This window comes from Ktedonobacter sp. SOSP1-52, assembly GCF_016587395.1.
The window spans coordinates 556,634-583,573 of the sequence record NZ_BNJH01000004.1 but is presented as its reverse complement, the minus strand read 5'-3'; the positions used below and the strand labels follow the sequence as shown (position 1 = coordinate 583,573).

Sequence of the window (26,940 nt, the reverse complement as noted above, 5' to 3'; positions counted from 1 at the left end):
TATTGCTAATTGGCCCTTAAGGGATGGCTGGGTGGTTGCTGGCCCATGATCCACTGTGGAGGAGGAAGCGCCTGCATACGTGGCGGAGCCAGGATCGGCTGCATCTGGGGCTGCGGTACAGGCTTCTTGCGCTCGCGTATGCCTTCGGCGACCATGTAGAGCGCGGGCACCAGGAGCAGGGTCAGCACCGTCGAAGAGGTCAGGCCGCCAATGACCACGATGGAGAGCGACTTCGACATGACGGCGCTGGAATCACTGAGACCCAGGGCCATGGGGAGCAGGGCAAGAATCGTCGCGCTGGCGGTCATCAAAATGGGGCGCGCTCGCTCGCTACCGCCACGAATGACCGCGCTACGCGCGTCCAGGCCGCGCTCGCGATACTGATTTACGCGGTCGATCAAGACGATGGCATTGGTGACCACTATGCCGATAAGCATCAGCAGACCAATCAGTGAGGTCACGCTGAGCGTCGTATTGGTAAGCAGCATGAGCAACACCGAGCCAGTGCCCGCGAAGGGAATAGAGACCAGCAGGATCAAGGGCTGGAGCAGGCTGCGTAGTGTGATAGCCATAATAAAGTAGACAATGCAGATGGCCGCAAGCATAGCGATGCCTAGCTTTAGGAAAGAATCGTCCTGGCGTTGTTTGACGCCACCAAAGTTATAAGAGGCTCCTCCAGGGAGCTTTAGTTTAGCGATACGGCTCTGGACATCCGCTCCGGTCGCGCCGATATCATTGCTGGTCACCTGTGCACTGATGGTCGCGGTACGCGTCCCATCCAGGTGCGTAACCTGGACAGGCCCCAGCGTAGTGGTGATATCGGCCACATCGCTGAGCCTGACGACGTTTCCGCCAGAGGTGGGTACCAGCTGATTTTGTAGCTGATCCATGCTGGTGGCGGGCGCACCAAAGTGAATCTGTACATCCTGCTGGCTATCGCCCAGGGTAATGCGTGTGGTGCTCGTGCCAGTAAAGGTGGAGCGCAGGTACTGACCAACCTGTGACGGGGTCAGGCCATATCTTCCCGCCTTGTCTGGATCAATATGGACATCGACCAGGGGCGAGGCCGCAGAGAGATTACTCTTCACATTAGCCAGGTTGGGGGTATGCAAGACTGTGTCGAAAATTTGCCGGTTGGTCTCTTCCAGGGCCTGCTCATTGGGAGCCTGGATATTGATCAACAGGGTTGTGTCACTGGTACTATCGCTGCTGCTGAGGGTTATTTTGCTGTCGACCAGATGCAGGCTATTGATGACTCGCTGCTGCAAATCATTCTGGTCCGTGTCCTTATCGGTGACAACGTTGTAGATCGCGCTGTTGGGGGCGCTGGAGGAGAAGAAGCTACTCTGGGCAACTGTGACCTGGTAGGTCTGAATTTCTGGGAAGCGTGCCAGGATATCCTCGACCTTCTTGACCTCGCCCTGGGCCTTCTGGATACTGGTGCCAATCGGCAATTCCTGGTTGAGGCGGAAGTTATTCTGACTTGAGCCATCCAGGAAGGTCGTATGCAGCGTAGGGATGAGCACAAAGGTGGCATCCAGGAGAACGATAGCTGCCAGGATGGTCAGGCCGCTATTGCGCTTCTTTGTGATCCAGGCCGCGATGGGAATATAGCAGCGCTCAACCGAAGAGCCCTGAGGCCGCGAAGCGGGAACAAACTCAGGCTTAGGGACGCGCAGGAACCAGTAGGCCAGCACAGGTACGATAGTGAGCGCGATTAGCAACGAGGCCAGAAGCGCTACGGCTACCGTGATGGAGAAGGGGCGGAAGAGCACGCCGACCTCGCCATTGACGAAGCCAAGCGGGAGGAAAACCGCGACCGTGGTTAAGGTCGAAGCGGTAATGGCCGAGGAGACCTCGCGCACACCCGCGTAGACCGCGCTCCTCTTCTCTTCCCCCAGTTGCAAGTGACGATAAATATTCTCCAGTACCACAATCGAGTCGTCAATGACGCGCCCAACTGCGATGGTTAGACCGCCCAGGGTCAGGATATTCAGGGTATAGTTCCCGATCCAGAGGGCAATCAGGGCCACGACAACCGAGAGCGGAATCGAGACCGCTGCCACCAGCGTCGAGCGTAGTGAGAACAGCGAGACCAGGATCACCACAATGGCGAAGAGTGCTCCAAGCAAGCCTTCATGTATCAGGCCAGTCATTGACAACTCAATAAAGGGAGCCTGGTCAAAGACGGTCAGGATCTTTGTATTGTGCCCAAGCCTCTTCTCAAGATCGGCCAGGTGATTGTGGACGGTGTGTGAGATCGTTAGGCTATTGCCTGCGCTCGTCTTCGTGAGCGAGATGCCGACACTGGGCGCGCCATTGATGTGCGAGAGCGAAGTCTCGGGCTCGAGTCCCTGTTGTATATCGGCGATATCACTGAGCCTGGTTGCCTGGCTAGCGGTCGCGAGACTACTGTCGGACGAGGCCGCGCTGCTTGTGGCTCGCGAGGCACCAATCACCAGGTCTTTGAGATCTTGCAGAGAGTTGAAGGTATTGCCCACGCGAATGGGGCGTGAGAGGTCCTGATCGATCAGGCTACCCGCGGGTAGCGTGACATTATCGGCTTGTAGGGCGGTCTGGACCTGCTCAAAGGTCACGCCCGCGCCCTGCATCTTCTGTGGATCCAGGGTAATCGTGACAATAGTTGCCCTGGCCCCCGTCAGGTCAACTCGGGCGACGTTGGGAATGCCCTGTAGATCTGGCACAACGATCTGTTTAAGGGCCTGAGCCAGGTCCTGTGGTGCCTGGGATGAGGAGACACCAAGCGAAATAATGGGAATATCCGACGTACTATACGACTGTAAAGTTGGCGTCGCACCTTTGGGCAATTGGGCCTGAATAGCGCTGAGACGCTGAGAGAGGTCCTGGCGCGCCTGGGCGATATTAGTTCCATAATCGTACGTGACGCTAATAATCGAACTTCCCTCGTTTGAAAGCGAGGTATATTGTTGCAGCCCTGGTGTGCCTTGAATGCTCTGCTCTAGCGGATTGGTCACCTCTTTCTCAACAGCCGAGGGCGAGGCCCCGGCATAGGTGGTCACAATGGTAACGACTGGCAGGTCAATTGAGGGGTATAACTCCTGTTTGAGCTGCGGGATAAGTAAGCCACCAATGAGGAGCAAGACGATGGTGACAAGCGCCATCAGCCCTTTATTGGCGAGACTAAAACGCGAAAGCAATACCATATGTACGCTCCTGATGACAGCACATCTCTATGTACGTATCCAAATATGCGTGAGTTGTCGCTCTGCCTATTCTATGCGATTCTGTATGGTATACATTGTACTCACGCAATTGGGAAAAGCTATCAACAACCTCCTAACCGGGCGTAATGTACCATGTGATTTCATTGTGTTTCTATGTGCACATGCTACAATAAGTTTATAAGTAAGACGTGTTTGCGTGCGATTTGGGCATCCGCCTAGATCGCACGCAAACACATCTTACTTACAACAATCTCGACGGGAGAAGTGGGATTTGGTATAATGAAGCGGTAGCGTTGTAGAACACTAGTTTCATAGCAGGAGTACGCCATGAGCGACCGCCTCGTCTCGCCAAATATCAGCGATGAGGAACAGATACTGGAAGGCAGCTTGCGACCGCGCCGTCTTGCTGAGTACATTGGTCAGGAGAAGATCAAGGAGAACCTGGGGATATTATTGGAGGCTGCACGCCGGCGCAATGAGCCTGTGGACCATGTCCTGCTCTATGGGCCGCCGGGATTGGGCAAGACAACGCTCTGTAACATCATTGCGGCCGAGATGGGCGTGAATTTGAAGACCACCGCTGGCCCCGCGATTGAGCACGCGGGCGACCTGGCTTCGATTCTGACCTCGCTGCAACCAGGCGAGGTGCTCTTTATCGATGAGGTGCATCGCCTGGCGCGTGCCGTGGAAGAGCGGCTCTACTCCGCCATGGAAGATTTCGCCCTGGACGTCGTCATTGGCAAAGGACCCAGCGCGCGCTCCCTACGCCTCTCGCTGCCTCCCTTTACAGTGGTGGGAGCGACCACGCGCGTAGGATCATTGACGGCTCCCTTGCGTGACCGTTTTGGGGCTATTTATCGTATGGAATATTACGATAATACTTCACTAGAGATGATTGTGCACCGGTCAGCGGGCATCTTAAAAGTACCTGCCGACGAAGGAGGCATCAAGGAGATCGCCGGGCGTGCACGTGGCACTCCCCGTATCGTCAACCGCCTGCTCAAGCGTGTACGCGACTATGCGCAGGTACGCGCCGATGGTTTTATTACACGCGAGGTGGCCAATAGAGCGCTTGATGCTCTCGAAGTAGACGAGATTGGCCTGGATCAGACCGACCGCAATATGCTCACGACGATCATTCAAAAGTTCAATGGGGGACCTGTGGGCCTGGATACCCTGGCGGCGAGCACGAGTGAGGATTCGGAGACGATTGAAGATGTCTATGAGCCTTACCTGCTCCAGCTAGGCTTTATTGCGCGCACGCCGCGAGGGCGTGTCGCCATGCGCGCGGCCTATGAGCATCTTGGGTTGACCCCGCCGGGTGGAGAAAGTGGACCAAATTTGTGGACAGCAACACCGTAGAACAGAGAACACAACAGAGCCTACCTGATCTCAAGATCAGCGATTTTGATTATCATCTACCAAACGAACTAATCGCACAGACGCCGATTGAGCCGCGAGACTCCTCGCGGCTACTCGTCGTGAAGCGCCAGGATGAGACGCTGGCGCACCAGCACTTCCGCGACATTGAGGGGTATCTTCAACCCGGGGATCTCCTGATCGCCAACCAGAGCCGGGTTATCCCGGCTCGTCTACTAGGCAAGCGTGCTGAGAGTGGTGGGGCCGTTGAGGTCCTGCTCCTGGCCGAGCGCCCAGACCTGGGACAGGATACCTGGGAGGCCCTGGTAAGGCCCGGAAGGCGCCTGCGCGAGGGCGCATGCATCTTCTTTGGCGCTGAGACAGAGGAACAGGCGCGCTTGATTGGCGAGATCCTTGAGCGCACCGAGGCCGGAGGGCGCGTTGTACGTTTCCATGTGCCAGGTCGTTCCCAGGTGCGACAAAACGATCCCTATGCCCTGCTCGATGTGCGCCAGGCCATCGACGAGATTGGGAAGATGCCGCTTCCGCCCTACATCCATGAGACCCTGGACGATCCCGAGCGTTACCAGACGGTATACGCGCGCATTCGTGGTTCGGCGGCGGCTCCCACGGCGGGCCTACACTTTACGCCCCAACTGCTGGAGCGCCTGCGCGCCAGGGGTGTGCGTACTGGCTTTGTAACCCTGCATGTGGGTTTGGACACCTTCCGCCCCGTTGAGAGCGAGGATGTACGCGAGCATAAGATGCACAGCGAAGAGATCGAACTCGACGAGGCCACGGCCGCGCTGATCAACGAGACGCGGGCGCGCGGAGGGCGTGTAGTTGCCGTAGGCACAACCTCGGTACGCGTGCTGGAGAGTGTTGCCAGCCTGCATGAGGGGCGTATCGTGCCCTATAAGGGTCATACCCGCCTCTTTATTACTCCCGGCTATCGTTATCAGGCCGTCGATGCGCTCATCACCAATTTTCACCTGCCGCGCTCGACCCTACTGTTACTGGTCAGCGCCTTCATGACTAAGCCGCTAATGGAGCGAGCCTACCAGGAGGCCATCACCGAACGCTACCGCTTCTTTAGCTTCGGCGACGCTATGCTCATTCTCTAGAAAAAAGCAGGAAGAAGGGCTTCCCACGCGCGTGGGAGGCCCTTCTTCCTGCTTTCCTATCGGTCCTTATGTAGAAGATTTAGGGAGAGAGAAGCAGGCGAAGGGACGTATATCATTTGGAGAGGGGTGGTGGGTAAACGCGAAGAAGCCAAAAAAAAGTTGTTGCGAGAGAAGTAAAGGAGCAGGCATGAGTGAATTGACCCCTGAGCTGATTGTTGACTTGCAAATTCCCCAGGATATTCAGATCTCCCCCGATGGCAAGCGTATCGCGTATACCCTGGGCGCACTATGTAAACGTGATGAGCACGCAGAGAGCGCGATCTGGCTTGCCACAACAGATGGCGCGGAGACGCCCCGGCAATTTACCGCGGGCGGTGTGCAGGATAAAAGCCCGCAATGGGCGCCCGATGGTAACGCGCTGGCCTTCCTCTCGGATCGCGCGGAGCGTGGAACCGCTCAACTTTACCTTATCTCCGCCAATGGTGGTGAAGCGCAGGCTTTGACATCCAGGGAGAACAAGCGCGGCGTAGAGCGGTTCACCTGGTCTCCTGGAGGCGGCCAGATCGCCTTTATCAGTGTTGATGAGCCAGATGAGGAGGATGAGCGCCGCGAGAAGGAGCGGGACGACGCCCAGGTATATGGAGAAAAGTGGCCCTATGCGCGCCTGCGCCTGCTCTCGCTGGCATCCAGGGAGGTCAGTACACTGGTCACGGGTGAGCGGCACGTGGCGAACTTCGCCTGGCATCCTCAGGGGAGGGAACTGGCCTATACGACCTGGAAGACGCCAGAGCTGAACTCGTCTATGCAGGAGACCATTATTGAACGCATTCCCCTCGCGGGTGGAGAGCCGCAGGTGGTCTGCCATTTTGCCTATGGCGCGTCGAATCTAACGTGGTCTGCTGATGGCGAGACCTTGCTCTTTACCTCTGCTACTGCACAGCGAGATCAATCTTCCTCAGCGGTCTACGCCGTTCCTGCCAGTGGAGGCGAGCCAAAACGCCTCGCAGGCGGAGAGACCAACTGCATCTTCGAACTGCAACATTTACGCGAGGATGTGCTGGTAATAGTTGCCGAGGAGCTGGAGACGAAGCTTTGTAGTTTGCAACCACAGAGCGGCGAATTGATCTCGCTCCTTCCTGACAGCAAGGACGTACGTGAAAGCGATATAAGCAGCGCTCACGCGTGCGTACTGGCGGATGGCCGTACCGTCGTGGCCCTGACGCGTTCATCCGCGCAAGAAGCCTTTGAGATCTGGAGTGGCGTCGCCGAAGTGGGGAAAGCGGCTCAGGAGCTACGCCAGGTCACGCATCACCAGGAGCATTTCACCGGTTTTGCACTAGGTGAGCAGGAGGCCTTTTACTGGACCGCGCCCGATGGCTGGAAGATGGATGGCATCCTCATTCGTCCGCCAGAGGCCTCTATGGATCAGCCTCTACCAATGATTGTGCTGGTCCATGGTGGTCCCTATGGCCGCTGGGATCATGGGCTGCATTTGAGCTGGGGCAACTGGGCGCAATGGCTGGCAACGGCGGGCTACGCCATCCTGATGCCCAATCCACGTGGCGGCCTGGGTCATGGCGAGGAGTTCGCCGCCGCGGCCCGAGGCGATGTCGGAGGCGCCGATTTCCAGGATATCATGTCGGCCCTGGACGCCGCGATTGAGCGTGGCATCGCCGATCCAGAGCGCCTGGGTATTGGCGGCTGGAGCCAGGGCGGTTTTATGAGTGCCTGGGCCGTAACACAGAGCTCTCGCTTCAAGGCCGCGATCATGGGCGCGGGCGTCAGCGATTGGGGGATGATGGTCGTTACCAGCGATCTGCCAGCCTTTGAGCAGGCGCTGGGCGAGACCTCGCCCTGGGATGGTGTTGGCCCGCACCGGCATGCACAGCTCAGCCCTATCTCGTTCGCGCAACAGGTGCAGACGCCTGTGTTGATCCTGCATGGTGAGCGCGATGCACGTGTCCCCTTAAGCCAGGCTATTGGCTTCCAGCGCGCGCTGCGCCATTATCAAACGCCTGTAGAAATGGTCGTATACCCCCGCGAGCCTCACGGCATTCGCGAGCGCGCCCACCAGCTTGACCTGCTCCGCCGCGTGCGCGCCTGGTATGACCGCTGGCTTCGTGCATAGCCCATTAGATAGCCTATACAAGCCTCTTTCAAAGTAGGAGATATTCTGCTTTTCAGATAGGAGATATTGGTGTGGTGCTCGGGCGCCAGCCCGAGCACCACACCAATATCTCCTATCTGAAAAGCGCCGCAGGCGCGAAAATGGCTTTCTGGCATATTGAAAAAGATGCAGAAATGTATTATGGTAGTTGGAGGAGATAAAGCCCATGCAAGAGATGCACCCGGTCATACGCGTCGCGGTTGGCTCGCGCAACCCGGTGAAGGTAGAGGCTGTGCGCCAGGCCTTTGAACGGGTATGGCCCGAACAGGCGTGGGAGGTGCAGGGAGTAGAGGTGCCATCTGGCGTTAGCAATCAGCCTATGAGTGACGAAGAGAGTATTCAGGGCGCGCGTAATCGTGCGAGTGGGGCTATTTCTGCCCTGGACGCGGATTATGGCGTGGGCCTCGAAGGCGGAATGCAGCACACGGGCGACCAGTGGCTGGACTGCGGCTGGATCGCGGTCGTGGATCGTCAGGGGCACATGGGCCTGGGTTCTACCGTGAAGATGGTCGTACCGGAGCGCATGGTCAGGATGATTCATGAGGGGCTGGAACTGGGTGAGGTCATTGATATCGTCTTTGAGCGGCAGAACAGTAAACAGGCTGAGGGTCATTTCGGCCTGATGACGCGCAACGCCCTCACACGCACAAGTGGCTATGCTGATGGCGTGGTCGCGGCCCTGGCGCGTTTCGTGCAACCATATCTCTTCACTGAATAAGCTGGAGTGCTTGTAGGGTCCATGCTGACATGGACTGCGAGCGTAGCGACCTTCCAGCGTTAGAGTATCGGCCTGCGGGCCAGGCGAGTCCATGCCAGCATGGACCCTACATTTATTTCAACACAAGGATGTATATTCGTATGCAGAGACGAGTGCTCGCAGGGCTGGGAGGAGCATGGTTGCTTCTCATTGCCTTGATCGCGGTATGTGCGCCCATGGGTAACGTGGCCTGGGCGTCCAATACGAAAAGTGTCTCATGGCCTCTCTATACCCTGGGGAGGAGCGGTGAGAATGTACGAGCCATTCAGTATTTGCTGAAGGACCAGGGGTATGGAGTCGATGTCGATGGAAACTATAGCCAGGAGACAGCCGACGCGGTAAAGAACTTACAGCATAAAGAGAGCCTGAGCGAGAATGGGCTGGTGGGCGCATTGACCTGGCCAAAGCTTATTAAGGCCACCAGTAGCGGCTCCCAGGGCTATACGGTGATGGCCTTGCAGCGCCAGCTCAATCAGGCCGGATTCCACCTGAACGTAGATGGCGTCTTTGGTAGCGACACGGAGAAGGCGGTGCGTGCCTATCAAAAGCAGGTGGGCCTTAGCGTCGATGGCGTGGCGGGGGTACGCACCTGGCAGTATCTCCTGGCCGCGACAGCCGCCGGGGAGAAGAAGAACGAGCCAGGGCGTCTGCACATTGGTTCAACCACGCCGCCAGCGCACACCAGTCCTCCCGCGACCAGTCCCACCAATCTTAGTTCCAATAGTAGCGCTCACGGTATCTTTGGCCTGGACCAGGTGCCAAGCGTTGATCCAGGCTTTATCGATAGCGTGCTAGCCTACTACAACTCGCCCGCGCGGGGAATGGGGCAGACGATCTATGATAATGGTGTGCGCTACGGAATTGATCCTGCCTTTGCCCTGGCCTTTTTCGGCCATGAAAGCACCTATGGCCTGTATGGTGTCGCTCCAGTGACGCATAGCCTGGGTAATATCCGTTGCTCGGCTGGCTACGCCTGCGAGCAGACGCAGGGCAACGGCAGCTTTCGCAAGTATAGCTCCTGGGCCGAGGGCATCGAGGATTGGTATCGCCTGATGCGCGAGGCGTACCTGGACCAGGGACACCTCTACACGGTCGCCCAGATTATCCCAGTCTACGCACCCCAGGCCGATCACAACAATGAGCGGCTCTACATCCAGTTTATCCAGGACAATGTCCTGGCCTGGCGCAATGGGCAGATCCTGCCATAGGGTGTTATCGCAGGAGGATGCAGGTGGTGGTACCGTGGGCGTAAAGCTTGCCGCTTGCATCCGTGATGCGCCCCTCGGCGGTGGCGATGCGCCCCCCTCTATGGATAATCTTGCCTTCAGCGTACACGAGGCCAGTCTGGCTACTGAGCGCACGCAGATAATTGACCTTGAGTTCAATGGTGGTGTAGCCCGTGCCCAGGGGAAGCACGGATTGGACGGCGCAGCCCATGCAGGAATCAAGTAGGGTCGCGGCGACGCCACCATGTACCGAGCCAATAGGATTATAGTGGAACTCCGCTGGCTCCAGGGTAAAGACGACGCGCCCCTCCTCAACCTCGGCGAGGCGCATGTTCATCAATTCCGCGATGGGTGGAGGCGGGATCTCTCCGTTGTGTAGGGCCTGTAAATATGCTAGCCCGCTCAACTGCTTGCCAAGCTCTGCACTGGCCTGTGGATCGGCCCAGGAGACATTTCGTGAGCGTACGGGTTGTTTCGGTGGTGTCTCTATCTCTTCCATAAATTCCCTCTCGCATACACAAATCCAGCTATCTGCTTCATCTTACCACGCCCAGGCACGTAAACGCGCATTGGAAGATTTGTAGGGTCCATGCTGGCATGGACTTGCTTGCCCAGCAGAGTCCATGCCAGCATGGACCCTACGAGGTAGCCTGTGGGGTTTCGCAGTCCCAGAGGAGGAGGGTAGCGCTGTCAAGCCCGCCTTCCTCGTGGACGCGGGTGAGGGAGTCGCGTGCCAGGGGGCGCAGGTCTAGAGGGCCTACCTGACGTTTCTGGGTGAAGTGGTCGTAGAGATACCAGGGGTTTTCGAAGGGATGCTGGCCGAATTCGAGCAGGCCATCGGTGAGCATCAGGATGCGATTACGACCGGGGCGTAGCTGGCGCGTGCCTGTGGCATAACAGGGGATGGGAAGATCAAAAGTGTTGACGTGACCAACCCATTCAAAGAAACTGCGCCGGTTGAGGGCGAATTGACCCAGCCTGGCCAGGTCAGGATGCAGCAAGTAGACAACGCAATCGCCGATGCAGAGCCACCAGAGAAATTGCTCTTTGCGTGCGCATACCAGGCAGGAGGCCTCTCCCTGGAGGCTGCGGCAGCGCTTTACGAACGCAGGAGCGCTCAATGCCTGGTGAATCTGTTGCTGTAGCGCGGGGAAGGCGGTCGCGACCGGTTGTCGCATAAGGGAGTTGACGGTCTCTTGCATGTCGGCAAAGAGATTGACGAGCAGCTCGGTGCTCTGGGCGGTTGTATGTCCATCGATCAATGCAGCGAACTCCCAGGAGGAATTGCCCGCGCAGCAGAGAAAGGCCCCATCCTCATTTTTGTGCGCGCCAGAAGATGTCCTACCTCCATAGCGGCCAATGGTGACATGGCCGCAGGTCGTGACATTAGGGGTATCCAGATACATGGCCTCGCTACCGAGCCAGCGTAGCGACTCGACCGGTTTTTGGGCAAGAAGGCGTTTCACAGTCTCTTCGTCCTCCACATCTATTGTTGAGTGAGCAGTGGCAGGGAGAACCAGAATGTAGAGCCTTGCCCTTGCTCGCTCTCGACACCGATAAGGCCGTTATGGAGTCCAATGATGGTCTGGCTGATATACAAGCCGAGGCCAGGCCGCCTCCCACATGTTGCTCTGTCGTAGTGGGTTGGTGATGATCATTGTGTTCAATCTGATAGTAGCGCTTCCAGATACTCGCTTTCTGTTCCTGGCTCAGACCTGGCCCATGATCCTCGACCCAGACGCGCGCCTGGCTTGCCTGCTGCTCAATGCCGATGCTGATAGGCTCTACAGGGTCGGCATACTTGATGGCATTATTGAGCAAATTGCATAGTACCTGCTCGATGCGATCTTTGTCGGCATGGATCCGCATATCGCCGAGATCCATGGGTATCTTGAGCAAAAATTTACGGCCTGGGAAGGAGCGCCGCTGATCTAACACTGTATCATGTACAATTGCCAGCAGATCGCAGGTATCGGGATTGAGTACCAGTTTATTGGCCTGGATGCGAGTCGTATCCAGCAGGTCGCCAACCAGACGGTTGAGTTGTTTGAGTTTGCCTAGCGAGCGCCCGACATGCGTATGGACATCATCGATGACGCTGTGCAGGTCTGTTGGCAGATTGTCGCGCTCCTCCAGCAGGCGTTTAAAGCGCCGCTCGGCCAGTTGTAGGTTTCCATAAATAGCAGTGATAGGATTGCGTAACTCATGGCCTGCCATGCCGATAAAGTCATCTTTGCGGCGTTCCAGCTCTTTGCGCTCACTGTTATCGATCACGAAGCCAATCCATTGATATGGTTCACGCTGGTAGAGGACCGTGCCCAGCAGAACGGGGATACGCGAGCCATCCTTGCGAATGTATTCCTTTTCGTAAGGCGCGCAGGAAATATGTTCAAGCATCTCGTGGAGCATGGCTTGATCCAAGGCAGCATACTCTGGTGGTGTAATCTCGGCCCAGGCCAGTGGCTGTGGGGGTGGCTCTGCTTCTGTATAGCCGAGTAATTCAAGGAAAGCAGTATTGCCATGAAGTATGTAGGTATCATCGGCGATGAAGAGGCCAATGATATTGGAGTTGAGGAGGAGTTCGAGGTGCTTACGTTCACGAGCTGCCAGTTCCTTGGCGCGTTTCTGCTCGGTAATATCGTGGTAATAGACGGAGATTCCATGCTCTCTCATCGGATAGACGTGGATCTCGTAGTATTTGCCGCTATAGAGTCCATCGGTCTCAAAATGCATAGGCTGCTGGGTCGCGACGGCCTCGCGGTAGCGCTGTTCTAAGACTGAGTCGCGCATACGCGGATACTCATCCCAGACGCAGCGCCCCAGCAATTCCTCACGGGTGCGCCCACTGAAATTTTCGGTTTTGGTATTGATATAGGTGTAGCGCCATTGACTATCCAGATGGAAAAAGCAGTCGGACATGTTATCGAGGAGCTGCGCAATATATTGCCCTGTCTGTTGCTGGCGCTGCTGGAAGGCCACCAGGTCTAATGTGGGACGTGCCTGGCTGGTGTGTGGCTCGCTTATGCATGCTTTAGTTGTTTCTGCATTTAAGTCTGATCGATCTTCAGTGTGCATATATTGGTTTCCCCGCAACAATAAAAAAAGCGCGTCCATCCTAGATAAAGAACATATAGACCTGGGGACACCTAGGTACGCACTAGATGTACATGGATACACGCCAGGAGAATACATATTGCCGCTACTACATACATGGTAGCATAGCATAAGCGACATGTACAGCGAAAAGGATATCTGGCCCAGGGCTTTCACTTCTCCTCTAGCTCTTGCCTCGGCTCGGGGTAAGGGGTGTGGGCGCTCCTGTTTAGTAAGAGATGTCTGGGCGGGACTGGCTCCGCCAGTCCCGCCCAGACATCTCTTACCCTGAGGGTCGCAGGCGCGAAGATACTGGTATATACACGGGCTGTATAGCGCTTATGACTCACTCATGTCAAAATGTGATACATATACAAGTAGGAATTATTTGTACCTCTTAACACGCTAAGGAGTGCCCTGGTGTCACATTTTGAAACCTCTCCGTTGTCCTCGCAGAGTGCGCAAGCTGTGGCTACAGTTGCCCTGGATAATAAGAAGCAGGCAGACGTTAGTAGCGTCTGGTTGCGCATCCTGGTCGCTGTAAGCATGGGTATTTTGATCTCGATCCACTACACGAACTATAGTCCCCTGGCATCTTCTATGAAGACGGATCTCCACATCAATAGTGGCGAGGTAGGACTCTTCTCAACGCTGCTCTTTACGGGCATGGCTTTGACTTATATGGTGGGAGGTGTGCTGGCAGATCGCTTTGGCGCGAAGCCCGTGTTGCTGGCATCCTGTGCTGTCTTGACGATGGGGAGTCTCGCGCAGCCCCTGGTGCCGAATTTACTCTGGATGCTGGGCTGGCAAATCGTAATTGGTTTTGCCGCTGGTTGCGCCTTTCTGGCTGGCGCGAATGTGATTGCGGGCCTGGGCAGGTACGCGACGCTGGGGCAGGGTCTGTATGGTGGCTCCGTCCAGTTTGGGGCGGGTATTGGCCTGCTGGCTACGCCATTGCTCTTGCCTTATTTGGGCTGGCGTGGCTGCTTCTTTTTCTGGGGTGTGCTCAGTATAGCTGGGACGCTGGCATGGTTTCTTGTACGGGAGAAGCGCGAGACGCAGCAGGTGGGAGCGCTCCAGGTGGGAACGGCCCTGCGCTCGCCCTCACTCTGGCTACTGGGTCTCTCACACATGGGAACATTTAGCCTGGGAAACGCGATTGCGGCCACGATCACACTCTACCTGACGCACGTCTATGGCCTCTCCCTGGTGGAAGCGGGCGTGATTGGTTCGCTTACGCCCATTATTGGGACGCTTTTTCGCCCTCTGGGAGGCTGGCTCCTGGCGCGTCATATGCTGCGCTCGATCACGCTGTTACGCCTGGGGACGGCCATGGGTTGCCTGGGAGTCGCGCTCCTGGCCTGTCCTTTTCACTGGCCCTGGCTGGCTGCTGTAGGCCTGGGCTTGATTGGCATTGGTTCGACGGTCCCCTATGCCTCTGTTTTTAATAGCGCAGCCAACCTGCGTAGCGTGAAGAAGGGCCTGGCGCAAGGCTTTGTTAGCATGGTTTCCACGCCGCCAGTTATCGTGGGGCCGCCCTTGATCGGCTTGATCTTTGATCGCACGGGCAGCTTTCTCTATGCCTATGGTTTAATCGTAGCCTTTGGCTGTATCGCGACAGGCGCGGCCTTCCTCGCGCGCCGCGCGCTCAAACGTGAGTCGCTTCAGCCAGCCAGCGAAATCTAAGTGGTTGCCCCAACCACTTGTAGAACCCATGCTGGCATGGATTTGTCCGCCCCACAGTCTTCTGTTTTCCTGTAGTCGTGCTATGCCTCATAATATATAGAAAGAGGATCATTGCAACTGGCGATACTCAAAGCAGCTTCATCTTGCTGTCGTTGGAGAGCTGTTTTTGCAGATAGGCCAGTTTTTCCGGGTTCAGCAGTGCATAGATCTCCTGAATACCCACAGCGCTCAGGGCCAGGCTGATGACTACAGCCAGGCTGCCCTCTTCCCAGAACACGATGGCCGGGCTGCCATTGATCTCGGCCAGCGTCACGGTCAGAGACCGCTGATTTTTGCGCTCTCGACTTAGCCAGAAACACCAGAAACGCGCCACGGCTTGCTGGCCTTGGATAGGCTTGAGAATTGACTGTACTTTGCCGCCACCATCCGCCCAGGAGACGGCATCCTGAGCCAGAAGGCTGGTCAGAGCCGCCATGTCCCCGGCCTGACTGGCGGAAAGAAAACTATGCAGAAGCTGGCGCTGCCGCTGGCGCTCCGGCTCGAAACGCGCGCGCTTGTCCTGCAAAGCTTGCCTGGCCCGATGAAAGATCTGGCGGCAATTGGCCGGACTTTTCTCCAGCATGCTGCCGATTTCGCTAAAGGGGTAGTCAAAGACTTCATGCAAGAGAAAAACGGCGCGTTCTGGCGGGCTGAGAGCTTCTAGCAGGCGTAAAAAGGCCAGCGAAAGTGCTTCTTGTTGCTCAAGGCCTGCTAGTGGGAACCCTTCGTCCTCCAATGTAAGGATCGGTTCGGGCAGCCAGTCTCCAATATACTGTTCGCGGGCGACCCGAGCCGATTTCAGATAATCCAGCGCTAGACGGGTAATAATGGTGGTCAAATACGCCTTCAAGGAAACTATCTCCGAGCTTTCACTCGCCTGATAGCGCAGATAGGTCTCCTGCACAAGATCCTCCGCGTCACTCGCGCTACCAGTCATCCGGTAGGCAATGGAAAAGAGCAGCACGCGGTAGTGCTCGAACTCTTCTCCCTGGTTCATGGATTCGTCCATCGCTCATATTTCTCCTTCTCCCCTCGTATTATAAGCCCATATCAGGACAGAGAACAAACGAGGGGTGTCACATCTGCCCGTGCTCTCTCGTCTCCTGTACGAGTCTCTGAGAGATATTCAAAGTACAGAGAAACCAAAAGAGGAAATAAAGATATGCAACATATTCTGGTCACAGGCGGCACCGGTACGCTCGGTCGCCACCTCATCCCCCGACTACAGGACGCCGGCTGCAAGGTACGAGTGTTAAGCCGCAGCAGCCACGAGAACAGGGAGGGCATCGAATTCGTGACCGGTGACCTTGCCACGGGCGAGGGGGTCGAAGCCGCCGTGGAGGGGACCGAGACCATCGTGCATTGCGCGGGCAGCAGCAAGGGAGACGAGGAGAAGGCCCTGAACCTGGTCCGGGCAGCGACGAAAGCCAGAGTGCGCCACCTGGTGTACATTTCAGTCGTTGGCGCCGACCTGGTCCCAGTCAAAAGTGGCATTGACCGCGCCATGTTCGGCTATTTCGCGTCCAAGCGGGCCGCCGAGCACCTCGTGATCGACTCCGGCATACCCTGGACAATCCTACGGGCCACCCAGTTCCATGACTTGCTCCTCACATTCGCGCAGGCTCTGGCGAAGCTGCCCGTCGTGCCGGCTTTTGCGGGCTTCCGGTACCAGCCCGTCGATGCCGACGACGTAGCAGCCCGGCTTGTACAGCTTACCCTGAGCGAGCCTGCTGGTCTGGTGCCTGATCTTGGTGGGCCGCGGGTGTATACCTTCGCCGATCTGCTGCGCTCTTACCTGCACGCCAATCACCAACGTCGGCTGATCATACCGATCTGGCTGCCGGGTCAGGCTGCCCGCGCACACCGGGCTGGCGCTAACCTGACTCTCGACCACGCCGATGGTACCCGGACCTGGGAGGAGTTCCTGGCCGACCGGGTGAGTTCGCCAAGTGAGACCAGTCCTAGCCTGCCTTAGCGGCCGGAGAGGAGTTAATCTCCTTGCTATATACTCACATATGCTCTCTCATTGGGACAATCTCTCCCAATGAGAGAGCATATCAATACGCTATCCCATCAATAAACAAAGCATGATAGAGCATATATGTAATTGTGGAGACGACGGTATCGGGCTCTTGGAGTGAAACTTCTGCCAGTCGCCAGAACAACAAACTTACTACCCAGGCAAGTGCCGTGACATCTACGTCCTTTCTCGCTCCTGGAGTTTGAAGCAACGTATGTAGCATGTGCTCGATTTGTTGCGCTGTCCACTGTTCAAGCTGTGCATGCAGTGCCCGCAATTCTCCATTGAGTGCTGTCGCCTCTCGCCATGCTCGATATGCTCCAACATAGGCCCAGTCAATGAGCAGTCTTTGACGAACAGCCTGTTCGATAGCGCTACGGGCCTCAAGGGTATTGTCTGCTGTACACTGCTGAGAAAGATCTTCTACCCCATTGAGAAAGCTGTCCATAAGCACAAGGAGGAGTTGCTGCTTGGAGGCAAAATGTTGATAGAAGCCTCCTACAGCTACTCGTGCTTGATGGGCAATCTCTTCAATAGTTGTGGCTTCATATCCTCGTTCCGCGAAGAGACTCAGAGCTGCCTGCAACAACGCATCTCGTTTTTGCTTACTCCTCTTTTGTTGTGGGAGTGGTGGAAACTGCTGACCCGTCAACAAATTCGGACGCAGATTCGCCTCGCTCTTCTCTGTTGGATCCGAATGCACTTGACTCACCTACAAATTCAACAATTTTTTGAGCAAGGAGAACAGGTTGATCTTCTGGTACAAACGCACGTGATCGCGAGACAAATTCCAGCCTGGCATGAGGAAATGCCTGTTGAAGCCGCCTGGCGTTGTGTGCCGAGAAAAAAAGATCGTTCTTGCCCCATAGAATCAACACAGGATGCTGGAAATGCTGAAAAGATTTCGCGGCTTCTATTGTATAACGGTTCGAGACCTGCTTTAGGAACTGGATAAGGTCGCGCCTGATCTCTCTATTTCCACTCCGGAGAGCCGAAAAATAGGCGTCAAGCGTCTCATCATCTGCGTGCCGAAGAGAAACAGTCGCCATAAGAACCCGCTGTGCGCGTTTCGTCTGCAAAGCCCACGTGAGAAAGTCCGCGAAACGGGTTCCGAAGAGCTGCGCTCCAGAAGCAAAAGGCTTAAGAAGTGGCGGAAAAAAATCCTCAAAGGCATCGCAGTTCGTCAAAATCAGCCGCGTGATACGCTCAGGATGATTGACAATCGTCAATTGGCACATGGCGCCACCAGTATCATTTCCGACGAGTGTGACATCGTGTAAATCTAATGCCACTAAGAAATCAGCAATGAGTTGAGCAATTCCTGATGGACTAAGATCAGCATCGGCATGTAGGGGAACCGTCTGCGCTCCAAAAGGCAAATCCAGGGCAATACAGCGAAACTGGCCCGAAAGAGCAGCAATTACATCGCGCCAGAGAGCACTATTGACCAGTAAGCCATGAATGAAGACAAGCGTTGGCCCTGTCCCCTCATCTCGATACCGTACAATACCTTGCGGTAGAGATACCTCGCCATTCGTATGCAGTGAAGCAACCATAATATTCTTTCTCCTCCATGAATTTGAATACATATTCATGTTAGCGCAGAGAAAGCGAATAAGTCAAGGGGTATATTTTTGCTAAGTGCAAAATTTACCACTGCTTGAGTAGGGGTAAGAGGCGCCCGTTATAGAACTCGGGGCGTGAGTAGCGGAACCAGCGCAGGGGTGCGAGGAGTGGCAGGGGGAGGCGGGCATCAAGGATCGCGTGATCCAACGCGGAGAAAGCCTCCTCATCCAGGTGCATCGCTCCCCAGGCCATGGTGAACCAGAAGAGCGCGCCCCAGTGCTGACTATCGAGATTATAGGCTCCAGCCAGTTCGCTGAGCGCGCGTTCGGGTTGCTCGCGTAACAGGTGTGCCACGGCGCGGCACAGGCAGGCATGATAATCGGCTGGATTGCGGCTGGCGATCTCCTCTAGCGTTTCGGGTGAAATCGCTCCAGGGTAGTCATCCAGGCACATATCGAGCCAGGCTCCCATCCAGGCGGGTTCGATGTGCGTGCTATCCAGTTCCCAGCTCTGGCGATAGTCTACGCGTGCCTGCACCAGGTTGCCCAGGCGCAGGTGGGCCTCGGCCCGCTGAGCGTATGCGCGGGCGAGATTTGGCTCATGGGCGAGGACGTAATTAAAGTCTTGCAAGGCCTTGTGAGCCTCATTGAGGTGTAGATAGGTTGTGCCGCGCTGGAAGATGGCGAGCACATTTTCCTCATCATGCGTTATGCTGCGCTGGAAGTCCTGTAGCGCCTCGTTATACATGCCCAGGGCGGCATAGGATGCCGCCCGGTCGGCGTACACAATATCGAGGTCAGGATTAAGCTCTAAGGCGTGCTGGAAGTCTTGCAGTGCCCGCGTATGTTCATTGAGCGCGGCCAGGGTTAGCCCACGATTATAGTAGACTGTGGCCAGGGTTGGATCTAAGGCCAGGGCGCGGTTGAAGTCCGCAATAGCTTCCTGGTAACGTCGCTGTAGGCGATAGGCTTCGCCGCGATTATTGTAGGTAAAGGGCGTAGACGTGGAGAGCTTCAAGGCGCGATCATAATAGGGAAAGGCCTGTTCAGGGTGACCACTATCGGTGCAGGTCGCGCCAATACGATTGAGCAGGAGCACATCATCTGGGGCGAAATGCAGGGCCCGTTGAAAGTTTTCCAGTGCCTTATCGTATTGTTGTTGGGCTGCATGCGCCTGGGCGCGATTGGAGTAGGCTCCCAGGCGTCCCGCCTCCTCGGGATCAAAGGCGATGGCGCGATCCAGGTTGAGAATAGCCTGGGGAAAGGCTTCTAAGGCATAGTAGCTAATCGCGCGCCCGAGCAAGGCCTGTAAATCGTTATGCTCAAACGAGAGGGCCATGCTAAAATCATGGATTGCCTTGTGATAATCCTTTAATACATAGTAGATTAGCCCACGTTGATAGTAGGCTGAGGGATACTCGGGTTGCAGTGAGATAGCCTGAGTAAGATCAGCCAGGGCATGTTGGGGATCGTTGAGACCACGATAGATGAGCGCGCGACTATGATAGTTCGCCGCCTCAGAGGGTTGAAGCTCGATGGCCTGCGTAAATTCGGTTAGGGCGCTTTGATAATCGCCAGCCAGCGCGTATACTGTTCCGCGTTTCTGGTACTCAAGCGTATTGTCTGAGTCCATCAGAACCTACCTCATGCGGTAATGCTTAAGTTTTATCATAGGTGATTATATACTTAATGTCAACCTCTATTGCCTTATACCGCTACTTTGTGAAAATATTGCTATTTATTTTATGCATTTTTAATATTGGTGTGTTTGTATTTAATTGGTAGTGGGAGCTGGTAGCGAGAGGAGAGAGGAGAGGATCGGGAGCACATCCTGCTGGTAAAAGCCAGGGTTCAGGGGCGCGACAAGTTGAAGGGGGGTAAAAAGTATCAGAGGCAGAGAGCTTTCCAGGGCGATATCCAGTGCCGAGCGCGCCTCCTGGTCGTGCTGGAGAGAGGCGTAGACGATGCAGAGCCAGAGATGAATACTGCTGTTATTGGGGTCGAGAACTAGCGCCTGTTGGAGGGATGCGAGCGCTTCCTCTGGCTGCTGGCGCAGATAGAGGGCGATTGCGCAGCAGAGAAGCGAGAGTTCCGGGGCTGAGTTGAGGGTGGCGATCTGCTCCAGGCGGTCGGCCATGGCCTCGGTATTGAGTGCTGGTAGCTCAAGGCAGAACTGAAGGGCCGTCAGCGAATAGTGAAAGCAGAGGCTCAGTGAATCGAGTGCGAGCGCCTGGCTGAGATCGTTCTGTGCCTGTGGCAACTGGTGCAGGGCCATGTGTACCAGGGCGCGCTGGTGGCTGGTTGCGGCATCACCTGGATTGAGTTGGAGCGCGTAGTTAAAGCAGGAGAGGGCCTGCTCAAAATCTTTTAGCTGATAATAGAAGATCCCTTGATATTTATACGTCGAGGCCTCGTCGGGTTGCAGGCGAATCAGCATATCGATATCCTGGAGCGCTAGCTTATAGTCGCGGCTGCGCAGGTGGAGCAGCGCCCGGTGAAAGTAGATGGCCGTCACGCGTGGATTGAGCGCGAGGGCGGCACCGAAATCATTTAAGGCATTCTCTTCCTCGCGCACAGCACTATAGACGAGTCCACGTGCATAATAAGCTGGCACCAGGCGTGGATGCAGGTCGAGCGCCTCGCTAAAGTCCTCGATGGCCTCTCTGTGATCTTTGAGACTTGCATACTGCGTGCCCCGCTCATAGTAGGCCCAGGCAAGGTGGGGATGGCCTTCAAGGACGTGATCCAGGTCCAGGATCGCGAGGCGGCAATCCCCCTGCTGTCCATAGGCCCTGGCGCGTATTCCATAGAGCTGTGAGCGAAATAAAGGCAGGTGCAGGAGCCAGGATGTCAGAGCAATAAGCGCGGCGGTATGGCGGCGTTTCGCGAGGTAGTGAAGCAAGAGGAAGAACACGAAATACAGACCCAGCAGGAGGAAAAGCAACACAAACACTATATTTAAGACAAAAATATTCATATCGCAGGCCTTCCTGGCATGAAGAGAGAGATGTGTTGATGTAGAATAGGAAAGGGAGTATAAATATATGATATTGTTTTGTATTGCTTTTTGTCAATCTTTTGTAAGGATAAAAGATACCATTTGTGAGTGATGTATGGTGGTGATGTGGCGCAGCCATATCGCCACCATACATCACTCGGCGTTGCAGAGCATAGCCCGTGCTTCTTCCGCGAGGCGCTGGCGCAAGGATGCCGGTTCGAGAACACGTACCTGGCGACCCCAGCTCAATAGCCATTGCAGGATATCGCGCTCATGGCGCACGTGGAGGGTGACGAGCAGACCTTCAGCGGTCTCCTCGCTGGAGGTCATATAGTAATTGGGCGTCTCACGCAGCCAGCGTGCGACCTCGGCCGGGAAGAGCACGCGGACGGCGATAGAGCGTGGGGCCTCACTAGGTGCAGGCGGGTTGGCAAGCTCGGCGGGGCGTTCAAATGTGTTGGGACACAATTGTAGCTCTTCCATGCGATCCAGGCGGAAGTGACGTCTATCCTGGCGCAGGTGGCAGTAAGCGATCAGGTTCCAGATACCGTAGAGCGAGACCAGGCGATAGGGATCGGCCTGACGCGGCGTTACGACATTCTGTCCACTTTCAGGGTTTGTGCGTTGGTGATAGGTGAAACTGACGCGTCGGCGGTCGAGGATAGCGCGGCGCAGCAACTGCAGCTTACCCTGCTCCTCCAGGGAGCCGTGGGCATTGGGTGTCACAAAAATAATATTGTCTTGTAGATAACCTACCTCCGCACGTAGCTCCTGCGGCAGGACGCTGCTGATCTTGCGCGCGGCGGCGCTCGCGGCCTCGCGATACTGCGCATCGAAGTATTGTGCCATAAGATCGCTACCGAGCAGGAGCATCGTCGCCTCCGAGGTGGAGAAACTGAGTGGAGGCAGAAAATAGCCCTCCATCAACGAGTAGCCCAGGCCCGGAATCGAGACAACTGGCACACCGGATTCACACAGTGCCTGAATATCACGGTAAATCGTGCGCTTACTTGTCTCGAAGGTCCTGGCGAGATCCTCGGCCCGTTGACGGCCTTTGCCCTGTAACTCTAAGACGATGGCCAGGAGGCGGTCAGTTCTATTCATGAGGCGAATTATAACATATGCATCCGTCTTTCTACGCGCGTTTGGCGGAGCGGTCTTCTTTGCCTCGTACCAGGGAGGCGAAGATGCCGAGCGCCGCGATACAGGCGCAGATGATAAAGGTCCACTGGAAGCTGTGTACAAAGGTCTGTTGCAGGATCGTCAACTGCGCGTCCCGCGGATGGCTTGTGCTGAGCAGTTGACCTGCTGCGGAGCCACCCAGCGCGCCGAAGATGGCACCGGCGAGAGCGACACTAAAGCTCTGTCCCATCGTGCGTCCTGTGGCCAGGAAGCCCGACGCGAGACCCTGGCGATGGCGGGGAGCCGCCCCCAGCAGAGCGCTATTATTGGGTGACTGGAAAATAGCCTGCCCGATACCGACCACGATCAGGCGCCAGACGATATCAAAGATTGAGCTTTGGGTATTGAGCTGGCTGATGAGCACCAATCCCAGACAGGCAATGGTCATACCAGTAGCGGCGAGCCAGCGCGAGCCAAAGCGGTCGGCAAGCGAGCCGCTGATGGGCGCGATGACCGCGATGGTCAATGGGAGGGGTGTCAGGAGTACGCCCGCCAGCTCGGTTGGAAATTTGCGTAGCTCCTCAAAGTAGAAGGGCAGCATAAAGCTGACCGCGAACAGAGCCAGGAAGTTAAGTACCAGGCTAAGATTGGCCGACAAGAAGACGCGGTTGCGGAAGAGCGAGAAATCGATAATCGGGCTTGAGACGCGCTGCTCGACAAAAGGGAGGACCGCGAGTGCGAGCACACCAATGCCTATGAGTGCCAGGATCCAGGGCGAGGTCCAGCCAATTTCACCTCCAAAGGAGAGGCTTCCAGTTAGCGAGGCCATACCGATGGCGAGTAGAAGCGCGCCCAGCGGATCAAAGCGCCCGGGATTGCGCTTATTTGCCTCTTTCAAAATGCGCAGGGTTGCGATAATCCCGATGATGCCAATAGGCACATTGACGTAAAAGATCCAGCGCCAGCTCAGGGTTGAGGTAATCAGGCCGCCCAGGGTCGGACCAACGCTGACCCCTAAGGAGACCGTCACGGCGTTAAAGCCCAGGGCGCGCCCGCGCTCACTGGCGGGAAAGGCGCTCGTCAGCAGGGCGGGACTGACGGCCATGATCAGCGCGCCGCCCAGGCCCTGAAAAGCGCGTGCGATGATGAGCGTAGTCAGGTTGGGCGCGGCGCCACAGATCGTCGAGCCAAGAGTAAAGACGATCAGCCCAATGATCCAAACTATCTTTCGTCCCATCATGTCCGCCAGGCGGCCAGCAGTCAGCAGAATCGCGGCAGTCGCGACCAGGTAGGCGATAATAATCCATTCAACGGCACCATTGAGCGGAACATGGAAGTACTGAGCGATGGTAGGCAGGCTGATATTGACAATCGAAGAGTCGAGGGTCGCCATAAAGACCCCTACCCCTACGATTGCGAGGACCGCCCATTTATTCGCGCCCTCCGGGTTAGAGGCACTTGAGGGGATCGCCGTGACGGACTCAGAGTCATTGTGCTCGGTTGGTGAAAGCGAGTGTTGCTGTTTCATAGTGTGTATCTATCATTTCATGCATGCAAGGGAGGGGTGAAAGACACTCCTCCATCTGAGGAGAGAGGCCTCTCCCAGTGGTCTTCTCTTTAAATACGTGATTGCGACTACACGGAAGGTCAGCACTAATAGCATGGCACATTGCCATGTAAGAATGCAAAGTCACGCTCAATCCCACTGGACCTTTCCTGTGCGTAACACGATGGAACAGCCACGCTTGTTGCAAGAATGACGCTTCCTCCGCTTAGAGCATTGTGTGGCACCATTGGGCTATACGGGGGCCAACGCTGCTAACGCACGCATCTACATATGCGCATCATATGTAGATGCGTGCGTTAGCAGCGTTGGTTAACAGCCAGGATCAACCATTCGGTAATGTGAGCATACTCCACAATAATTTGAGCGCAAAGAAGCCAAGGGCGAGGCCACAGATGAGATTGACGAGGCGGAAAAATACTGGCGTGACGAAACGCCGTCCATAGGATATCAGGTAGACATTTCTCTCCTCGAAGAGATGAGCCACCTGGACTGGCACCTCTGAAGAGAGAAATTGGTCTTTAAACTGGCAATAACTACTTATATGCAGCTTGCAGAGGCAAAGCCACTTCCTCTGCCAGGCGATGGAGGAGATTTTGAGAATCGGGCACAGGCACATGATAGATAATATGTGTTACTCCAACCTCTATAAATGAGCGGGTCTCCTGAAATGCTGCCTTCAGATCAGAAGGGTCAACAGAGATATGCCTGGAATGTTCAATGCTTGCCGGATCGCGACCAATGGCCACACAATAATTCTCCAGTAGAATACTCTTCTGCTGATAGATCTCAGGAGATTCAACACTACAATCCCAGATGTCTGCATGCTGAGCAATAACTTTCAAGGTTTGCTCACCTTCACCGCCAATGACAAGGGGGGGCGATGGTTTTTGAAGAGGCTTGGGATCGCAAGGCGCCTCGCTCAACTGGTAGTAGCGACCCTCAAAGGTTACTAGAGGCTCTGACCATAGTCGCCGGATCAGTTCACATGCCTCGCCTAAACGGCGAATGCGTTCTCCAGGTGGGGGAAGGGGAATGCCATAGGCGTGATGTTGCTGCTCTGACCATCCTGTCCCAATACCGAAATTCAGCCGACCGTGGGAAATGACATCAACTGTCGCGGCCATCTTCGCCAGAAGTGCGGGATGACGATAGGTGTTATCAGTGACCATGACTCCAATCCGTAAATGCCGTGTCTGAGCTGCAAGTGCTGCAAGTAGAGTCCATGACTCCAGATAAGGGCCTGTTGGAGTACTGCCCAGGCCCATGAAATGATCATTGATCCAGGCATGCTCAAAAATGGAAATGTTATCTGCCGCTTGCCAAACGTCCAGTAATGCATCATGGGTTGCATGTCGTTGTGCCGTTTTAATACCGAAGCTTAGTGGTCTTGATTTGTGCATATGCCCTTTGCCCTCTCGCTAATAGTGGATGGATACATCAATTTGGTGCGCCTAGTATATACTTCTCTTGTGCGAGAATACAGAAATAAAGGAAGCCATTTCTTTTGTTTGGCCTAATTTAAGAAGGGAAAACATCATAATGTCTTTAGAATTTGAAAAGATATTGGATGAAACAGGTTGGCGCTTGCTCTATGAATTGCAGCAGAATGCGCGCCTCTCTTACAAAGAACTGGGCCAGCGCGTTGGACTTTCTCTTCCATCGGTCGCTGAGCGAGTGCGGAAGATGGAGGAAGCGGGCATTATTACCGGTTATCATGCAGAGGTTAATCTGACCAAATTAGGTTTGCCAATCCTCGCTATAATTCGCCTGGGAAGATTTGTGGGAGAGAGTTGCGTACGTGTTGCTGCCCAGGCCAGCGAGATTCCTGAGGTTCTGGAATGTTATAAAGTGACAGGAGCTGACTGTGTCGTCGTTAAAGTGGCCGTTACCTCGATGCCTCACCTGGAGCAAGTCATTGAGCAACTCTCCCGCTTTAGCACAGCCTCTACCTCTCTTGTATTCTCTAAACCTTTAGAGAATCGGGTTATTACCCATGAATTGTTGGAGTGGGCAGAGGGTATACAGGATAACTCGTTGTAGCGTCCTTATCGCAGACTCTATGCACGCGCTCATAGATAAGTGCGAATGAAGAAGTAGATGGTGAGGAGAACGCCAACCACAATCACAAAAATGCGCACATAGCGTGGATCGATCTTGCGCGCATAGTACGCGCCTCCGTAGCCGCCCAGGATGGTGCCCACAATCATCAAAAGTGCCTGTGGCCAGAGCACCGCTCCCTTGAAAATAAAGAGGAAGGCCGCAGCCCCGTTGATGATGACTGTCAGCAGTGTCTTGACGCCGTTCATCTCGTGGATATTGTCCATGCCCATCAGGGCTAGCGTTGCCAGCATCAGAATGCCAATGCCACCGCCAAAGAAGCCACCATAGACGGCGATAACGAACTGAGCAATGGCGATTCCTATGAGAGTGGGGATAGTGATGGCAGAGCTCGCTACCATGCGAGCCCGTAGGCGTGCGGTAAAGTAGGGGCTGGCGGCGAAGAGCACTGTTGCCAGCAGGAGGAGAAAGGGAAGCAGTTGCACAAAGGTATTCTGAGGTGTTCCAAGTAGTACCAGCGCGCCAATAATGCCGCCAACCAGGCTACTGATGAGCAGGATAATCAGGATCGCGGGCCGTTGGCGCCGAATCTCCTGCCAATAGGCACTGGTACTGGCAATAGAGCCTGGCCAGAGCGCAAGCGTGTTTGTCGCGTTAGCCTGAATGGGAGGAAGACCAGTAAAGAGCAGCGCGGGAAAACAGAAGAAACTGCCGCCGCCCGCGACCGAATTGAGTGTACCACCTATAACAGCGGAGACAAACAGAACGATGATGTCAAGTAATGTTAAGTGCATAGCGAATGTCCCTATTCCATAGTATAAGATTTCTATTCTACTATATCACTTTAGCAGCTTTATTGCGTTGGGGATGCCTGCCCTGGCTCGCGTAGCGAGCCTTTAGGGTAAGGGTGTATGCGTGAAAAAACCTCTCTTGAGAGACTATAATAGCATTAG

At 55.5% G+C, this 26,940-nt stretch carries 22 protein-coding genes and 1 pseudogene; 8 read left to right on the top strand and 15 right to left on the bottom strand.

Translation table 11 applies throughout. The features are described from left to right. Nucleotides 1-5: 5 nt before the first annotated feature. Complete coding sequence (locus JMJ16_RS37670; protein ID WP_201389894.1) at nt 6-3,185, bottom strand: efflux RND transporter permease subunit; 3,180 nt, start codon at nt 3,183-3,185, stop codon at nt 6-8. A 348-nt stretch (nt 3,186-3,533) separates the two neighbouring features. Here JMJ16_RS37670 and ruvB point away from each other — a divergent pair, with 348 nt between their 5' ends. The 5 genes from ruvB (at nt 3,534) to JMJ16_RS37645 (ending at nt 9,821) form a co-directional block, all read left to right on the top strand. After that, a complete protein-coding gene (gene ruvB / locus JMJ16_RS37665; protein ID WP_201370369.1) occupies nt 3,534-4,568 on the top strand; it encodes a Holliday junction branch migration DNA helicase RuvB in 1,035 nt (344 codons plus the stop codon). Further along, a complete protein-coding gene (gene queA, locus JMJ16_RS37660; protein ID WP_201389893.1) occupies nt 4,550-5,689 on the top strand; it encodes a tRNA preQ1(34) S-adenosylmethionine ribosyltransferase-isomerase QueA in 1,140 nt (379 codons plus the stop codon). The genes ruvB and queA overlap by 19 nt, the downstream gene beginning before the upstream one ends. Before the next feature lie 187 nt (nt 5,690-5,876). Beyond that, nucleotides 5,877-7,817: a S9 family peptidase gene (locus tag JMJ16_RS37655; protein ID WP_201389892.1), complete on the top strand. Its 1,941-nt coding sequence runs from the start codon at nt 5,877-5,879 to the stop codon at nt 7,815-7,817. Nucleotides 7,818-8,022: 205 nt separating this feature from the next. Next, nucleotides 8,023-8,574, top strand: coding sequence for an inosine/xanthosine triphosphatase (gene yjjX / locus JMJ16_RS37650; protein WP_201389889.1), 552 nt, complete (start codon nt 8,023-8,025; stop codon nt 8,572-8,574). Nucleotides 8,575-8,714: 140 nt separating this feature from the next. After that, a complete protein-coding gene (locus JMJ16_RS37645; protein WP_201389888.1) occupies nt 8,715-9,821 on the top strand; it encodes a peptidoglycan-binding protein in 1,107 nt (368 codons plus the stop codon). A gap of 4 nt (nt 9,822-9,825) precedes the next feature. On the opposite strand, the gene JMJ16_RS37640 is transcribed toward JMJ16_RS37645, so the two are convergent. The 4 genes and pseudogenes from JMJ16_RS37640 to JMJ16_RS37630 form a co-directional block, all read right to left on the bottom strand. Then, a complete protein-coding gene (locus JMJ16_RS37640; protein WP_201389886.1) occupies nt 9,826-10,338 on the bottom strand; it encodes a PaaI family thioesterase in 513 nt (170 codons plus the stop codon). 139 nt (nt 10,339-10,477) lie between these two features. Next, the gene (locus JMJ16_RS37635) at nt 10,478-11,305 is read right to left on the bottom strand and encodes a protein phosphatase 2C domain-containing protein (RefSeq protein ID WP_201389885.1); all 828 of its coding nucleotides are present in this window, start codon (nt 11,303-11,305) and stop codon (nt 10,478-10,480) included. A gap of 20 nt (nt 11,306-11,325) precedes the next feature. Beyond that, complete coding sequence (locus JMJ16_RS57520; protein WP_374229153.1) at nt 11,326-11,439, bottom strand: hypothetical protein; 114 nt, start codon at nt 11,437-11,439, stop codon at nt 11,326-11,328. Nucleotides 11,440-11,486: 47 nt separating this feature from the next. Then, nucleotides 11,487-12,914 (bottom strand): annotated as a pseudogene (locus JMJ16_RS37630) (PAS domain S-box protein); the annotation flags it as partial. A 438-nt stretch (nt 12,915-13,352) separates the two neighbouring features. Between JMJ16_RS37630 and JMJ16_RS37625 the strand changes: the two are divergent. Further along, nucleotides 13,353-14,618 carry a nitrate/nitrite transporter gene (locus JMJ16_RS37625; RefSeq protein ID WP_201389883.1) on the top strand — a complete coding sequence of 422 codons (1,266 nt, stop codon included), beginning with the start codon at nt 13,353-13,355 and terminating at the stop codon, nt 14,616-14,618. Nucleotides 14,619-14,745: 127 nt separating this feature from the next. Here the strand turns inward: JMJ16_RS37625 and JMJ16_RS37620 are convergent, their stop codons facing one another. After that, the gene (locus JMJ16_RS37620) at nt 14,746-15,666 is read right to left on the bottom strand and encodes an RNA polymerase sigma-70 factor (protein WP_201389882.1); all 921 of its coding nucleotides are present in this window, start codon (nt 15,664-15,666) and stop codon (nt 14,746-14,748) included. Nucleotides 15,667-15,819: 153 nt separating this feature from the next. Here JMJ16_RS37620 and JMJ16_RS37615 point away from each other — a divergent pair, with 153 nt between their 5' ends. After that, nucleotides 15,820-16,632 (top strand): SDR family oxidoreductase, encoded by an 813-nt coding sequence (locus JMJ16_RS37615; RefSeq protein WP_201390824.1) that lies wholly within the window; start codon nt 15,820-15,822, stop codon nt 16,630-16,632. A gap of 82 nt (nt 16,633-16,714) precedes the next feature. Here JMJ16_RS37615 and JMJ16_RS37610 read toward each other — a convergent pair whose 3' ends face one another. The 8 genes from JMJ16_RS37610 to JMJ16_RS37575 all read right to left on the bottom strand — a co-directional run bounded on the left by JMJ16_RS37610 (nt 16,715) and on the right by JMJ16_RS37575 (nt 25,329). After that, nucleotides 16,715-17,266 (bottom strand): TetR/AcrR family transcriptional regulator, encoded by a 552-nt coding sequence (locus tag JMJ16_RS37610; RefSeq protein WP_201389881.1) that lies wholly within the window; start codon nt 17,264-17,266, stop codon nt 16,715-16,717. A 16-nt stretch (nt 17,267-17,282) separates the two neighbouring features. Continuing rightward, a complete protein-coding gene (locus JMJ16_RS37605) occupies nt 17,283-18,233 on the bottom strand; it encodes an alpha/beta fold hydrolase (protein WP_201389879.1) in 951 nt (316 codons plus the stop codon). A gap of 94 nt (nt 18,234-18,327) precedes the next feature. Further along, complete coding sequence (locus JMJ16_RS37600; RefSeq protein WP_201389877.1) at nt 18,328-19,875, bottom strand: tetratricopeptide repeat protein; 1,548 nt, start codon at nt 19,873-19,875, stop codon at nt 18,328-18,330. A 141-nt stretch (nt 19,876-20,016) separates the two neighbouring features. Further along, nucleotides 20,017-21,219, bottom strand: a complete 1,203-nt coding sequence (locus JMJ16_RS37595; protein ID WP_201389875.1) for a tetratricopeptide repeat protein — start codon at nt 21,217-21,219, stop codon at nt 20,017-20,019. A gap of 174 nt (nt 21,220-21,393) precedes the next feature. Next, a complete protein-coding gene (locus tag JMJ16_RS37590) occupies nt 21,394-22,344 on the bottom strand; it encodes a YafY family protein (RefSeq protein ID WP_201389873.1) in 951 nt (316 codons plus the stop codon). 31 nt (nt 22,345-22,375) lie between these two features. Further along, nucleotides 22,376-23,890, bottom strand: a complete 1,515-nt coding sequence (locus tag JMJ16_RS37585; RefSeq protein WP_201389872.1) for an MFS transporter — start codon at nt 23,888-23,890, stop codon at nt 22,376-22,378. A gap of 361 nt (nt 23,891-24,251) precedes the next feature. Continuing rightward, nucleotides 24,252-24,413, bottom strand: a complete 162-nt coding sequence (locus JMJ16_RS37580) for a hypothetical protein (RefSeq protein ID WP_201389870.1) — start codon at nt 24,411-24,413, stop codon at nt 24,252-24,254. A gap of 49 nt (nt 24,414-24,462) precedes the next feature. Then, nucleotides 24,463-25,329, bottom strand: coding sequence for a TIGR03560 family F420-dependent LLM class oxidoreductase (locus JMJ16_RS37575; protein WP_201389868.1), 867 nt, complete (start codon nt 25,327-25,329; stop codon nt 24,463-24,465). A 139-nt stretch (nt 25,330-25,468) separates the two neighbouring features. On the opposite strand from JMJ16_RS37575, the gene JMJ16_RS37570 reads away from it, so the two are divergent. Next, nucleotides 25,469-25,969, top strand: a complete 501-nt coding sequence (locus tag JMJ16_RS37570; protein WP_201389866.1) for an Lrp/AsnC family transcriptional regulator — start codon at nt 25,469-25,471, stop codon at nt 25,967-25,969. Nucleotides 25,970-25,998: 29 nt separating this feature from the next. On the opposite strand, the gene JMJ16_RS37565 is transcribed toward JMJ16_RS37570, so the two are convergent. Next, a complete protein-coding gene (locus tag JMJ16_RS37565; protein WP_201389863.1) occupies nt 25,999-26,781 on the bottom strand; it encodes a sulfite exporter TauE/SafE family protein in 783 nt (260 codons plus the stop codon). Nucleotides 26,782-26,940: the final 159 nt, after the last annotated feature.